Origin of the sequence: Nonlabens sp., from assembly GCF_051251825.1 — a bacterium.
Lineage (GTDB): Bacteria > Bacteroidota > Bacteroidia > Flavobacteriales > Flavobacteriaceae > Nonlabens.
In genome coordinates this window covers 65598-79793 of record NZ_JBPOGG010000010.1, presented here as the reverse complement: position 1 = coordinate 79793, position 14196 = coordinate 65598, and the positions used below count along the sequence as shown (strand labels likewise).

General features: G+C 36.4%; 15 protein-coding genes. 9 read left to right on the top strand and 6 right to left on the bottom strand.

The genetic code is table 11. The features are described from left to right. The first annotated feature begins 83 nt into the window (after window positions 1-83). The 5 genes from ACSHWW_RS11735 to ACSHWW_RS11715 all read left to right on the top strand — a co-directional run bounded on the left by ACSHWW_RS11735 (window position 84) and on the right by ACSHWW_RS11715 (window position 4414). Window positions 84-2084: an OmpA family protein gene (locus tag ACSHWW_RS11735; protein WP_435682653.1), complete on the top strand. Its 2001-nt coding sequence runs from the start codon at window positions 84-86 to the stop codon at window positions 2082-2084. A 130-nt stretch (window positions 2085-2214) separates the two neighbouring features. Then, entirely contained in the window at window positions 2215-2730 is a 516-nt protein-coding gene (idi, locus tag ACSHWW_RS11730) for an isopentenyl-diphosphate Delta-isomerase (RefSeq protein WP_435682652.1), read from the top strand. Beyond that, on the top strand, window positions 2727-3137 hold the full coding sequence (locus tag ACSHWW_RS11725) for a 6-pyruvoyl trahydropterin synthase family protein (RefSeq protein ID WP_435682651.1): 411 nt from the start codon (window positions 2727-2729) through the stop codon (window positions 3135-3137). Before idi ends, ACSHWW_RS11725 begins: the two co-directional genes overlap by 4 nt. Further along, window positions 3137-4108, top strand: a complete 972-nt coding sequence (locus tag ACSHWW_RS11720) for a type I phosphomannose isomerase catalytic subunit (RefSeq protein ID WP_435682650.1) — start codon at window positions 3137-3139, stop codon at window positions 4106-4108. The genes ACSHWW_RS11725 and ACSHWW_RS11720 overlap by 1 nt, the downstream gene beginning before the upstream one ends. Window positions 4109-4147: 39 nt before the next feature. Next, window positions 4148-4414 carry a hypothetical protein gene (locus ACSHWW_RS11715; RefSeq protein ID WP_435682649.1) on the top strand — a complete coding sequence of 89 codons (267 nt, stop codon included), beginning with the start codon at window positions 4148-4150 and terminating at the stop codon, window positions 4412-4414. Here ACSHWW_RS11715 and ACSHWW_RS11710 read toward each other — a convergent pair. The 5 genes from ACSHWW_RS11710 to ACSHWW_RS11690 form a co-directional block, all read right to left on the bottom strand. Further along, on the bottom strand, window positions 4409-5122 hold the full coding sequence (locus ACSHWW_RS11710; protein WP_435682648.1) for a DUF4369 domain-containing protein: 714 nt from the start codon (window positions 5120-5122) through the stop codon (window positions 4409-4411). The two genes, ACSHWW_RS11715 and ACSHWW_RS11710, sit on opposite strands and share 6 nt — an antisense overlap. A gap of 48 nt (window positions 5123-5170) precedes the next feature. Continuing rightward, complete coding sequence (locus ACSHWW_RS11705) at window positions 5171-6499, bottom strand: DUF819 domain-containing protein (RefSeq protein ID WP_435682647.1); 1329 nt, start codon at window positions 6497-6499, stop codon at window positions 5171-5173. A gap of 93 nt (window positions 6500-6592) precedes the next feature. Further along, window positions 6593-7540: an alpha/beta hydrolase gene (locus ACSHWW_RS11700; protein ID WP_435682646.1), complete on the bottom strand. Its 948-nt coding sequence runs from the start codon at window positions 7538-7540 to the stop codon at window positions 6593-6595. Between the two features lie 142 nt (window positions 7541-7682). Continuing rightward, window positions 7683-7979: a TIGR03643 family protein gene (locus tag ACSHWW_RS11695; RefSeq protein WP_435682645.1), complete on the bottom strand. Its 297-nt coding sequence runs from the start codon at window positions 7977-7979 to the stop codon at window positions 7683-7685. Between the two features lie 71 nt (window positions 7980-8050). Next, entirely contained in the window at window positions 8051-8656 is a 606-nt protein-coding gene (locus ACSHWW_RS11690) for an alpha-ketoglutarate-dependent dioxygenase AlkB family protein (protein ID WP_435682644.1), read from the bottom strand. A gap of 73 nt (window positions 8657-8729) precedes the next feature. Between ACSHWW_RS11690 and ACSHWW_RS11685 the strand changes: the two genes are divergently transcribed. Both ACSHWW_RS11685 and ACSHWW_RS11680 read left to right on the top strand, forming a co-directional pair. After that, on the top strand, window positions 8730-9737 hold the full coding sequence (locus ACSHWW_RS11685; protein WP_435682643.1) for a 3-oxoacyl-ACP synthase III family protein: 1008 nt from the start codon (window positions 8730-8732) through the stop codon (window positions 9735-9737). A 539-nt stretch (window positions 9738-10276) separates the two neighbouring features. Then, window positions 10277-10639, top strand: coding sequence for a CoA-binding protein (locus ACSHWW_RS11680; RefSeq protein WP_435682642.1), 363 nt, complete (start codon window positions 10277-10279; stop codon window positions 10637-10639). Here the strand turns inward: ACSHWW_RS11680 and ACSHWW_RS11675 are convergent. Further along, entirely contained in the window at window positions 10636-12087 is a 1452-nt protein-coding gene (locus ACSHWW_RS11675) for a sodium:solute symporter (protein WP_435682641.1), read from the bottom strand. The genes ACSHWW_RS11680 and ACSHWW_RS11675 overlap by 4 nt on opposite strands. Window positions 12088-12407: 320 nt before the next feature. Between ACSHWW_RS11675 and recR the strand changes: the two genes are divergently transcribed. Together recR and ACSHWW_RS11665 are read left to right on the top strand one after the other, a co-directional pair. Further along, a complete protein-coding gene (gene recR / locus ACSHWW_RS11670) occupies window positions 12408-13025 on the top strand; it encodes a recombination mediator RecR (protein WP_435682640.1) in 618 nt (205 codons plus the stop codon). Window positions 13026-13027: 2 nt separating this feature from the next. Then, window positions 13028-14134 carry a glycosyltransferase family 2 protein gene (locus ACSHWW_RS11665; RefSeq protein ID WP_435682639.1) on the top strand — a complete coding sequence of 369 codons (1107 nt, stop codon included), beginning with the start codon at window positions 13028-13030 and terminating at the stop codon, window positions 14132-14134. Window positions 14135-14196 lie beyond the last annotated feature (62 nt).

The window sequence follows — 14196 nt, the reverse complement described above, 5'->3', positions numbered from 1 at the left end:
AATGATGGTAGTTATGAATTGTTCATGCGATTTGAGTTGTTCAACAGCTACGATAAGATTATAACACCTCGATTCTTTTAATTATGTCAATAGGAAAAAATATGTTACATAGAATTCTCATAATAGCGATTACTTTCACAGGTATATTTAGTTATGGTCAGAAAGATTTGATAAAAGAATCTAACAACGACTTTAAAAGATTGGCCTATATAGATGCACAACAAATGTATCTTGAAGTGGTTAATAACGGTTTTGAAAGTAGAGAGTTATTCTCAAAACTAGGTGATACTTACTATTTCAATAACGACTATGTTAATGCTCACAAATGGTATGAAAAGCTTTTTAATTTCAACAAAGAACTTATAGAAAAGGAGTATTTCTTTAGATATGCACAATCTCTTAAAGCGGTTGGTGAGTATGATAAGGCTAGTGCTATCATGAAGGAAAGTGTAGCTTTAAAAGGTTCTAGTGATAACTCAGATAGATATTTGAAAGAACCTAATTACTTAGAGTTAATAGAAATGCAATCAGGTCGTTTTGAGGTTGTGAATTGTGACATTAATACTAAGGCTCAAGATTTTGGTACAGCATATTATAAAGATAAATTCACTGTTGTTTTTGCAAGTTCTAGAGATACCACATCTTTGGTTAAGAGACGTCATAAATGGAATGAAAGAGTTTTTCTGAATCTTTATCAAGCAGACGCGGCAGATTCAACTGGTGCGCTAAGCAATGTGAAACCTTTATCAGGTAATTTAAATACTAAGTTTCATGAGAGCAATGCGGTTTATACCAAAGATGGTAATACCGTTTACTTCACTAGAAATAATTACTATAAAGGAAAGTATAAGAAAAGTACTGATGATATAAACAAGCTTAAAATCTTTAGAGCTAGACGTTCAAGTGAAAAAGAAGAGTGGCAAAACATGGAAGAACTCAACATCAATGGTGATGAGTTTTCCACAGCTCATCCAGCATTGAACGCTGCCGAAGATAAATTATACTTTGCTAGTGATAGAGATGGAAGCATGATAGGTCCTGACGGTGAGCGACTTTCAGATATATGGGTAGTAGACATCGATGAGTCTGGAAATTTAGGTACACCTATGAATCTTGAAGGTATTAATACTGCCGGAAATGAATTGTTCCCATTTGTAAGCGAGAACGGAAATCTTTATTTCTCTTCAACTGGATTACTTGGATTAGGTGGTTTAGATGTTTTTGTATCTACACTAGATAATGCAGGAATTCCTGAAACCCCAGTTAATGTAGGGAAACCTTTAAATGGACCTTATGATGATTTCGCTTTTATAGTTGATGATCGTAACAAAATGGGTTACTTCAGTTCAAACAGACCTGAAGGTAAAGGACTGGATGATATTTACAGATTCAAAGAAACTAAACCATTACAATGTAAAGTCTTTATTGAAGGAGTAGTTACACAAGAAGGTACGGGAATGATTATTCCTAATGCTGTGGTAACATTAATTGATAGCGATAATAATATCGTAAAAGAAATCACTACGGGAGATGATGCTGCTTATAAATTCCTAGCAGATTGTGATCATACCTACAGAATACGTGGTGAAAAAGAAGGTTACACGGTTGCTGAGGATGTTGTTACAACACCTGGTGTGTCTGGAACTATTCAAGCTCCACTTGAAGTTGAAAAAGGTGAAACCATTGATGATAAACTGACTAATGTAAAAGTAGGTGATGACCTTAATGATATCTTAGATTTGAATCCTATTTACTTTGATTTTGATAAATCAAACATAAGATATGATGCAGAGATTGAATTACAAAAAGTACTTGCGTTCATGAGAGCATATCCTACTAGTGAAATAGATATAAGATCTCATACAGACAGTCGCGCACCAGATTTATACAATATGAAATTGAGTGATCGTAGAGCAAAAAGTACTCGTGGTTATTTAATTGAAAAAGGAATCGCAGCTTCAAGATTAACAGCTGCAGGTTATGGTGAATTCCAATTGACTAATGAATGTTCTAATGGAGTTGATTGTACTGAGGAACAACATCAGTTAAATAGACGATCAGAATTTATAGTGATGAAGAAGTAAATCATTACATTTATAATATTAAAAAGCCTTTCTCTACATAAGTAAGAAAGGCTTTTTTATGCGACATATCTTTATGAAACCATTAGTAATTCACTCAATTACCTTTTGTATTTTTGAGAGATAGATAAATTTGATGAAAGAACAAGTAATATTAGTAAATGAACATGATGAGAAAGTAGGACTCATGGAAAAGATTGAGGCTCATGAAAAAGCATTACTACATCGTGCTTTTTCAGTTTTTCTTATCAATGATAAAAATGAAATCTTGTTGCAACAACGTGCATTAAGTAAATACCATTCTCCAGGATTGTGGACTAACACTTGTTGCAGCCATCAACGTGATGGAGAAAGTAATATAGAAGCTGGGAAAAGAAGACTCATGGAGGAAATGGGAATGACCGCAGACCTTGAAGAACTCTTTCATTTCATTTACATTGCACCATTTGATAATGGGTTAACAGAGCATGAACTCGATCATGTAATGGTAGGGAATTCAAATGAGGACCCTAATATCAATCCAGACGAAGTTGCAAGTTTTAAATGGATGACAGCAAACGACATTAAAAAAGATATCGCAGCACAACCAGACATCTATACCGCTTGGTTTAAAATTATCTTTGACAAGTATTATAAACACATCTCATGAGGTTAACAGCATATCGCAAAGCACATTTTAACGCAGCCCATAGATTACACAGACCTGACTGGAGTGAAGAGAAAAACCAATCTATTTTTGGGAAATGTAATAACCCTAACTTTCATGGTCATAACTATGATCTAGAAGTAGGAGTCACTGGAGAAGTAGATCCAGAAACTGGTTACCTTATCGATTTAAAAATTCTCAAAGATGTCATTAAATCAGAGGTGGAAGATGCCTTTGATCACAAAAATCTTAATATTGAAGTGCCAGAATTTGCAACCTTAAATCCTACCGCAGAGAATATTGCTTTCGTAATTTATAACAAGATTAAAGCAAAACTTGACTCTAAATATGAGATTGAGGTAAAACTTTATGAAACAGAACGTAACTTTGTTGTCTATAAAGGAGAATAATGCAGTTATACCCATTAAGTTTTAAACCTATACTTAAAGATAAACTTTGGGGTGGTGAAGAACTTAATAAACTCAAAAATGTCACACCAGCCGTACCGCAGTTAGGAGAAAGCTGGGAGATTTCAGTAGTGGAAAATGATATAAGTGTGGTTGAGAATGGTCCATATTCAGGTCAAGATCTCAATCAACTTATACATCTATTTCCCAAGGAACTTCTTGGAAATAAGGTGATTGAAAATTTTGGAGAGCAATTTCCGTTACTGATTAAATACATTAACGCTGCAAAGGATTTATCTATTCAAGTCCATCCCGATGATTCCGTTGCGTTAAAAAAACACAATAGCTTCGGTAAAACAGAGATGTGGTATATCATGGATGCTGTGCCAGATTCTCGACTCATTTTAGGGTTCAAGAATGATTGTACTCAAGACGCTTTCGCGGAAGCGATTTCACAAAACACCGTACTCGACTTATTAAATGAAATCCAAGTAAAAACCGGCGACGCATTTTTTATTAAACCAGGATTAATCCATGCGATAGGTGCTGGAATCACACTTGCCGAAATTCAACAATCCAGCGATATTACCTATAGAGTTTATGACTTTGATCGTAAAGATGATCAAGGTAATACTCGTGAACTGCACATAAAAGATTCTATAGAGGTCAGTAATTATAAAGAATCGCTAGATCATGTGATTCCATATAATCCTGAAAAAGTAGGTCAGCAAAATCTAGCGTCAAATCAATATTTTACGACAGATTATCTTCATTTTACAGGATGCAATCGACTAGCAGTTAGTGAGCACGACAGTTTTATGGTGCTCATGAATGTAGGAGAATCTTGTGAAGTGATATGTAATGGAATACACCATCAACTAGACGGAGCTCAAACTATACTTATTCCTGCAGCCGTACCTTATGTTCTTATAAAAGCAAGCAAAGAAGCAAAATTATTGAGCGTTCATCTGTAACGTATAATTTTGGCGTATTTTTGCAAAAAATAATTTACCATGGCAAGCATTAGAGACCTTAAACAAGATATCAACTTCGTATTAGGAGATATTATAGAAGCAGCATTAATACATCAAGCAACTAATCCAGAAGCAGACGCAGCAGCATCTGAGGCGATAGTTGATGATAGCATCAAAGTATTTGATGAGTTAATCGCAAAAGTGAACGACAAATCTGTTGAGAACCGCAAAGCAAACCTAAAAAGTGTGCGTGCAGATCTTGAAACTAAAGGAAGTGAACTTATCGCTCGTATCAACAAGCTATAAATTTTCCTTTTTATCTTTTATAAATTCAGACAGTTGTTTTCCATAACGACTGCTCTGAATTTTTTTTGGCATCATGTTATACGCACTATCTAAGTAAACTGGATTTGCCTCAAATCCTTCTTTTAAAAGAATAAATGGAGCTACTTCATAATCTTTATGGAGCATCGCAAAATTTATAGCATATCCCACTTTTCTCTTTAAATGCTTATCAATATCATTTGATAGCGCATTAATAGAATCTTGGTTTCGCACATCGGCCTGGCTCAATCTTAAACTGCGTTTGAATAAGTCGGTATATTGAGCAGATAGTTGTCTGTTTACTTTACTAAACTCACTGTAAAGTCTTTGATTTTTAGAACCTGTGATAATAGCTGCTGTCTCAAATTTATCTAGTGTAGTTGCAATGTTAATGATAGTATCTTCTGCAAAAAAATGAAGGCGATCATCATAGATAGTTCCATCTTTTTTATCAAGGTATAAATACATTAATTGAGGCTCATCAATAGCGGCGCTTAGTTGAAATGGCTTTTCACCATCTACGATAACAGAATCTACATTAATAACAGTAGTATCCTGCAATTGCTGTAAATAAATTTTACCTACTTTAAGTCCGTCAACAGTACCATTTACGGTGATCATTCCTTTTCTGTCCTCACTACAAGAAGATAGAATAGTAGTAATTAATAGGGCTATTAATAAGTTTTTCATGAGCTTTTTTTATTGGGCTGCAAATATGATATATAAGTTTTAAATATTCTAAGAAGTAGCCACCATTTGCATTAAAACTGTACAAGCAATTGCGCCTATAGTTCCGACTACGTATCCAAAAACAGCAAGCAACACACCTACACTGGTTAGCGATGGGTGAAACTCTGCAGCAACAATAGGAGCGCTCGCTGCGCCACCTACATTTGCTTGCGAGCCTACAGCAAGGAAAAAGTATGGAGCTTTAATTAATTTTGCTATGAGAATAAGCAAACCTGCATGAATCATCATCCATATCACGCCTACTAGGATAAGTAAAGGGTTCTCAACGATTTGAGTTAAATCCATTTTCATTCCTATAGTTGCCACAAGAACATAAATGAAAATACTACCTATACTACTCGCACCGGTTCCTTCATAACTTTTTGCTGGTGTAAATGATAATCCTATTCCTATCAACGTAGCGATAGATATCATCCAGAAAAACTGGCTTGTTAAGAAACTCAAATAAATATTTTTTGCAATACCATCCATTCCGCTCATTAAGTCCGAGAAATAATTAGCTCCAAAATGGGCAATGGCCACAGCACCAAAACCGATACCAAGCATTACCATAGTATCTGTAAAAGTTGCTTCTCGTTTAACACTAGCTGTGTAATCTGACACACGTTTTTTAAGGTCTTCAATCGCTTGACTATCTGCACCAAACCAGCGGTCTATTTTTGAAGCTTTTGCAATCCCAAAAAGTAATATTCCCATCCACAAGTTAGCCACCACTATATCTACGAGCACCATTCCGCCATACTTAGCTTGATTAAATTCATAAACTTCAAGCATAGCAGTTTGATTTGCGCCACCACCTATCCAGCTTCCTGCAAGAGTAGAAAGGCCACGCCACACAGCATCAAAACCTTCACCACCGACAGTTTCTGGAGAAAAAGAACCAACTATTAAAATAGCAATAGGTCCACCTATAACGATTCCCAGAGTTCCTGTTAAGAACATGATGAGTGCTTTAGGTCCTAGATTAAAAACTGCTTTTAAATCTATTGAAAGTGTCATTAAAACCAGTGCAGCTGGTAATAAATAACGAGATGCCATATAATATAGTGATGAACTATGTTTAGTTGTTGTACCGTATTCACCTATCGTAATCCACTCTGGAGCGATAACTCCTAGCGAGCTCAGTATAGAAGGCAAGAGATAGCACATTAAAAGTGCCGGAACGATTTTATAAAACCTGGACCAGAATCCTGTTTTTAAAGAAGAAGAATAAAAAACCAGCGCCAGGCACATCATTAAAAGTCCAAAAACAATCGTGTCCTTAGTTACAAATGGCGTGGTGTCCATTATTTTTTCGGCAGCTTCTTGAAAAATCATAAAGTCATATTTTGTAAGAATGCAAAATACGACTTTATAAATTTTAGATAATATGAAATGCGCTTTCGCGGAAACGTAATACAATAAAGAAATCTACTTCATAAAAGCTACCATTTTTTCTATAAGCTCTGGATGAATAGGGAAGTTGACATCAGTATAGCTCTTAGCAGCTTCGATATCATCTTTACCTACTTTTTTAAGGACATGATTTAAGCCTTCAATAATTTCTAGTTGGCTAGAAGGCAGCGCTTCATGAAGCATGTTTGCTTGAGCAACGGCAACTTGAAAATCTCGATCACCATTAATAATAAGTACAGGTGTTTTGAGCTTTGCGATTTCAACAGCGGGATGATATGCCATCCATGACTTCATGAAGGGTTGTATTTGTGGACCTTGTAACTGCATTAAATAAGGATTTACATCTTCTACAACTTCTTTCTGATTGCGCATTTTATCAAAAGTAGCTCGAGCTATAGTATCAAGCCCAGGACTTTGCGCCGCGATTTGAGAAACGATAACATTATCAATAGGCTCACCAGCACCAGCCAGTGAGATAAAACCATCTACATTTTCATTAACGGCAAGCATTCCTACTAGAGAACCTTGACTATGACCAGCTATGTAAAGTTTAGAGAAACGATTGTCTTTTTCAAAATGAGCGACCACTGCACGAGCATCGGTAATAAAATCTTCAAAGGTCGTGTTAGGATCTACTTTTTTATTCTTGATTTGAGTTACCACACGTTTATCATAGCGATAGGTTGCAATTCCTTGTTCTTTTAAAGCAAGAGCAAGTTGTTTGTGACCATCATTTTTAGTCATCACACTATTTCCATCTCGATCATTTGGTCCACTACCAGTTAATAGAATCAACAACGGCGGATTTGATACACCTTCTGGAATCCACAACGTTCCTTGAACATTTTCATTGATGTTTAGTTCCGTAGGGTCTTTTTCAACTTCTTGCTTTCCTTTATTAAATAGGTTTTGAGAGAAACCTAAAAATGGTAGAAATGCGAGTATTAAAACTAGTTTTTTCATAATTGAAATATAAAATCATCATTCAAATTAACAACTATCCATTAAGGCAAATGTTGTGCCTAAGTTAGACAAAACTAAATTATTGAGCCATAAAAAAAGGACAGACTATTGCCTATCCTATTAAAATATAAACGGGTAAAATTTACCTCTTAGAAACCTTATTATTTGAGATATGACGCTGTCTAGAACAGCGGAAACGGTCCATCTCTGGATCACGTTGCGCGACATGTTTAGTAGAACGACCTTGCACGCGAGCTCTCCACATGCGGAAACTGCTTTCCTTCATCTGGTTGCGCATGATTTTTATCACCTGACTTTCTGTAACACCAAACTGGGCTTCTATCGCATCAAATGGTGTGCGGTCTTCCCAGCCCATTTCTATAATGCGGTCTATGGAACGTTCATCTAAGTTGTCTAAAATGTCTTTTGCTCTTGCCATGTGATGGTAGTCGTATTAAACATTAACAATTTACAATTACAAATTATAAGTATCGTTAACACTTACCTAAACTACCGTTTAACAATCTTCCTAAAAGTAAGGTTGATCCGTTCACTAATTACTTTTTTGGTTTTGGCAATTTGATGTTTGTAGGTATGTTGTGTTTCTCCAGCCATGATTAACAAGCTGCCGTGTTCTAATAGGAATTTGAAACGCCAGTCTTTATTCTCATTGTGTTTCAAATGAAAAAAACGCTCTTGACCTAAGCTTATTGATGCAATCACGGGATTGTTTCCCAGTTCTTTTTCATTGTCTGCATGCCAGCCGTTTGAATCTTGCCCATCGCGGTAGCGATTTATTAGGCATACATTAAAAGTGGTGCCAGCCGCTTTTTCTACGTCGGCTTTTATGGATTGTAAGGTTGCTGTCCATGGTAATGCGTCGTGGTTAATATTGCTGTAACCATAAGATATTCCAGCGTCGCCGTATAATTGTGTCAATCGTGGCTCGTTGTGTTCCTTGCCATAAACGGTTATTTTGTTTTGCCTCCATGGTGTTTCTTGTAATAGCTGTGATTGTAATTGTTCCGCTTTCGCGAAAGCGTAAAAACCACCATCATACTGCACCTGAGCGTCTGGGATATCGGGAAAATGGGATGGGAATAAGCTATGAGACATCATAAAATTTAAGCAAAGTGCTAGCAAAATAACAGGTCTAGTAGTTATATTGCAGTGAATACAAAGATAAATTATGTACACTTCTCGCATTACAGGAATGGGAAAATATGTCCCAGAAAATATAGTTACAAACGACGACCTTTCTAAATTAATGGATACAAACGATGCCTGGATACAGGAACGTACTGGGATTCAAGAAAGACGTCATATTAAAAAAGGTGATGGAAATTCTACGGCTGTTATGGGCGTAAAAGCGGCCGAAATTGCACTGGAACGAGCACAGGTTTCAAAAGGCGACATAGAAATGATCGTGTTTGCGACGTTGTCACCAGATTATTATTTTCCAGGTTGTGGAGTGCAAGTTCAGGATATGATGGGAATTCATACTTGTCCTGCGATAGATGTGCGCAACCAGTGTAGTGGTTTTGTCTACGCTCTGTCTGTTGCAGACCAGTTTATTAAAACGGGTATGTATAAAAATGTACTCGTGATAGGTGCAGAGAATCACAGCGGTGGACTCGATATGACTACTCGTGGACGTTCTGTTTCAGTGATATTTGGTGATGGAGCAGGAGCAGCAGTAGTTTCCAGAAGTGAAAAAGAAGGACGCGGAATTCTCTCCACGCATTTACACAGTGAAGGGAAACACGCACTAGAATTATCGCTTAAAGGTCCATCAACTATGCATTGGGTTCCTGAGATTATAGAGGAGAATCCGCAAGAGGATATTCCTTACTATCCATATATGAATGGGCAGTTTGTGTTTAAAAATGCAGTAAGACGTTTCAGCGAGGTGATTATGGAAGGACTTGAAACAAATGGTCTTCAAGTAAGCGATATTGATATGCTTGTGCCGCACCAGGCAAACTTGCGTATCTCACAGTTCATCCAAAAGAAATTCCAGTTAACTGACGACCAAGTCTATAACAATATCCAGAAATACGGTAACACCACAGCAGCTTCTATTCCTATTGCTCTTTGCGAGGCATGGGAAGAAGGAAAAATTAAAGAAGGCGACACAGTGGTTCTCGCAGCTTTCGGTAGCGGATTTACTTGGGGTAGCGCGGTTATAAAGTGGTAATTAAATTCTAAAATATTGGGATTAAGGAGACTGACTTTTAAAATTCAAATAGTGATTGTTCATTTATGGTTTTTAGGATGTTCGTATTTAATGATTACTAAAGAGCCTGAAATCGATTACATCGGTAAAACGGAAACCAACCAAACAGACTTATTGGAATTATTCTTTTATATCTCTTTATTTATTTTGGTGATATTTTATGTTTCTGTTACAGCTAGATATTTAGGGAGAAACAATAAATCTAATAAATGACCAATTGGCTGAGCGATTTAAATTCGTCATCTTCCCTTGAGGGAAGACAGGAGTTGGGTGTTTGACGGTCTGATATTAATTCTCTTAAAATCAAAAACCCGAGCCTGCAAGCTCGGGTTTTCTAAATCGTACAATAACACTAACCATTAATTATGAACTATACGATTATTAGGTTTGAATTTTTCTTTTTCAATAAACAATTCAATTTCAAATAAATCAAAGGATAATCAGTCCTTCACCTAAAAGACGATACATTTGTAAAAATGTTACAGCTATTATCTTAAAATATGTCTAAAAAAACTTTGGTACTCGGTGCATCACTTAAAGAAGAACGTTATTCAAACGTTGCTATTTATAGACTGCGCAAGAATAATATTGAAACCGTAGCGATAGGTTTGCGAGAAGGAATCGTGGACGACGTTAAGATACACAAGGAACTATTGCCTTTTATAGGTATTGATACGGTGACCTTGTATCTCAATCCACAGAGACAGCCGCAGTATTATGAGTATATCATAAGTTTGAAACCACAACGCGTGATTTTTAATCCTGGAACTGAAAATCCAGAATTTTATAAAATGCTATCTGAGAACAATATCAAGTCAGAGGTGGCTTGTACACTAGTACTACTCGGTACAGGACAGTATTAATCTTTATTAAAAGCAGAAGCAATAAGCAAACCTAAAAAGGTTACAGCTCCATTGAGTAACAACACAAAGAATCCAAATTCAAACTCAAATACTTCTAGCGCAAACCAGCTGATGGCATAAGCAATGAAAGGTGAAGCTATCGCAATCATAGGCGTTGCTAGATGAGGTACTTTCAAACGAGTTAAAATTCCAAAAGAGAACAATCCTAATAAAGGACCATAAGTGTAACCGGCAAACACAAAAAGTTTGTTGATGACACTAGCATCTTTTATCAAGTATTCAAAACTCACAATCACCAGTATAAGCACGACTGAAAATCCTACGTGGATTCCTTTACGTAAAAGATTCTGCTTTTTCTCATTATAATTCTTCTCTATATTTAAAATATCAACTGAGAAAGATGTTGTTAATGACGTTAGTGCGCTGTCTGCACTGGAATAAGCAGCGGCAATTAAACCTAAGATAAACACCAGTCCTAGACCTATTCCCATTTCAGACTGTAATGCAATACATGGGAATAACGAATCTTTGAATCCGCCTGTACCGGCAAATGCTGCGTATTCTGTTAGTAAAACACCTAGTCCTAGAAATACTAAGTTTACAAAAGTGAGCACGATGGTGAACCAAAACATGTTCTTTTGCGCGTCTTTTAAACTGCGGCAAGTCAAGTTTTTTTGCATCATATCTTGATCTAGTCCAGTCATTACTATGGCAATAAATGCTCCAGCGATAAATTGTTTTACAAAGTGCTGACCACTTTTCCAGTCATCCCAGAAAAAGATTTGTGACATTTCACTATCTGCAATAAAAGATGTTATTTCTCCTATACCGTTCAATCCTAGTCCGTCAGAGACAAAGTAAATAGCAACACCTACGGCAACAAGCATGAATAAAGTCTGTAACGTATCTGTCCAGACTATAGTTTTGATACCAGACTTAAAAGTATATAGCCATATAAGAATTACAGTAAGCGTTACCGTTTGCCAAAATGCAATTCCCATATTCTCAAAAACAAAATCTTGCAACACACCAGCAATCAAGTAAAGCCTGAAACTAGCACCTACTATCCTAGAAAGTAAAAAGAAACTCGAGCCTGTATATTGAGCAGCACTTCCATACCTATCATTCAGGTACGTATAAATAGAAGTCAAGTTCATGCGATAATAAAGCGGTAACAAGACTAGTCCTATCACTGCATAACCTAGAATATAACCCAGTACGACTTGAAAATAATTCATCGCGCCTAGTTCAACAGCACCAGGAACACTTATAAAAGTCACACCACTTAGTGAAGCACCTATCATTCCAAAAGCTACTACATACCACGGCGAGCTGCGATTACCTCTAAAGAAAGTAGCGCTATCACCTTTACGACCTACTAAAAAGGAGATAAGAATAAGCACCGCAAAATAAACCGCTATGGCAATAAGAATTTGTGTAGAAGTCACAGAATAAATTTTAATGCTAAAGTACTCATACAATTTCTAATAGCAAATGTCAGTTCGAGCGCAGTCGAGAACAATTTACTAGTAACATGATTTTAGTACAAACTCAAAAATTGCTAATTCTCTTTTTACTTCGTAAAATTTGATTACCGATTACCTATTTTTAATTCATAGGTTTCTGTTTTCTAAGCTGCAAATGTATATTTGAGTGCAACGTGCTGGTAAAGTCAGGTCAAGAACAGTTTATAACTGATTTAGATTTCGAGTTCAGATTCGACTTCAAATTCAAATTCTTAAAACCACAACTCTTATATTTGTACCACATGAATTTCTCCTCAAAAATCCTAGAAGAAGCCGTTAATCAAGTGTCGCAATTGCCAGGAATAGGTAAGCGCACGGCATTGCGATTAGTACTGCATCTCATGCGTCAACCTGCAGACCAGACAGACGTGCTTGCTCAAGCGCTTACTAACATGCGTCACGATTTGAAATTTTGTGTGAACTGTCATAACGTGAGTGACATAGATATTTGTGAAATATGTGCGAGTCACAATCGTGACAAAACCATTGTTTGTGTGGTAGAAGACATACGTGATGTGATGGCGATTGAAAACACGAGTCAGTATCGTGGTTTATATCATGTTCTAGGAGGAAAAATAAGTCCTATGGATGGAATCGGGCCACAAGATTTGAACATAAAATCACTAATAGAACGTATTAAAACTGATGGAGTTCAGGAACTTATTTTTGCGCTCAGTCCTACCATAGAAGGTGACACGACTAACTTTTATATATTTAAGCAACTAGGTGAATTAGAGGTAAACACTTCAACTATAGCCAGAGGAATCGCAGTAGGAGACGAGCTTGAGTTTGCAGATGAGGTGACCTTAGGGCGCAGTATTCTACATCGTGTTCCTTATGAGAATTCGCTAAAAAACTAACTGTGGATTTATCCATCATCATACTCAATTATAACGCCGCAGCTTTTCTCGAGTTGTGTCTGGACAGTGTTTTTAAGGCCATTAAGAATATAAATGCTGAGGTTATCGTGGTGGATAACAACTCGACTGATTCCAGTTTGCAAATGCTGCATTTTGTCTATCCACAGGTGAAAGTCATTGCAAATGAGGAGAATGTAGGTTTTTCTCAAGGTAATAATATTGGAGTGAAACACGCTGCTGGTACCTATTTATGTATTTTAAATCCCGATACGATTGTAAGTGAAACGGTTTTTGATGAGGTACTCGCTTTCGCGAAAGCGAATCCTCAAATAGCATTTACCACCACACAATTAATCGATGGCACAGGAGCATTCCTGCCTGAAAGCAAGCGCAATGTGCCAACTCCGAAAATCGCAAGACAAAAGATATTAGGTAATGATTCTAATTATTATTCAAATCACTTAGAAAAAGATCAGAACGGAGAAATTGAAGTTCTAGTAGGAGCGATGATGGTTTGTAGAAAGAGTGTTTATGAGGAGTTGGGCGGTTTTGACCCGATGTATTTTATGTATGGCGAGGACATCGATTTGAGTTATACAGCATTGCAAAAAGGATATAAAAATTACTATTTAGGTAGTGAGAAAGTGATTCATTTTAAAGGTGAAAGCACTATTAAAGATAAAAAATACCTTGAGAGATTCTATGGTGCGATGGGATTGTTCTATGACAAGCATTTTAAGAAATCTAAGTTGGAGAAAACTCTCGTAGATCTAGCCTTAAAAGGAATTATTGCTACTAAATCTTTGGAGACCAAATCTGATGATCCAATTAATGGTAAGCAAGAAATTCTAGTGACTGGTGACAAAGATTTTAAATCAGACCTGTTTGAAAAAACCTTGGATTATGAAGAAATACTCAATTGCTCAAGGGATTTAGATATGGTCATTATTTGGGATACACGTACTATTTCTTATGGTCAAATGATTGAATTCATGGCAAGTCATACAGTTTCAAACATTACATATAGATTCTTGAGTCCGCAAAGGGATTTTATGCTAGGAAGTGATAGTAGTTCTTCCCGTGGAAGTGTTACGTATTTAGAGCTTTAAATGTAGAAACTTAAATTAGTCCTAACACTCATTAAAAAAGCTCTTTCTTATTCTAGAATTCT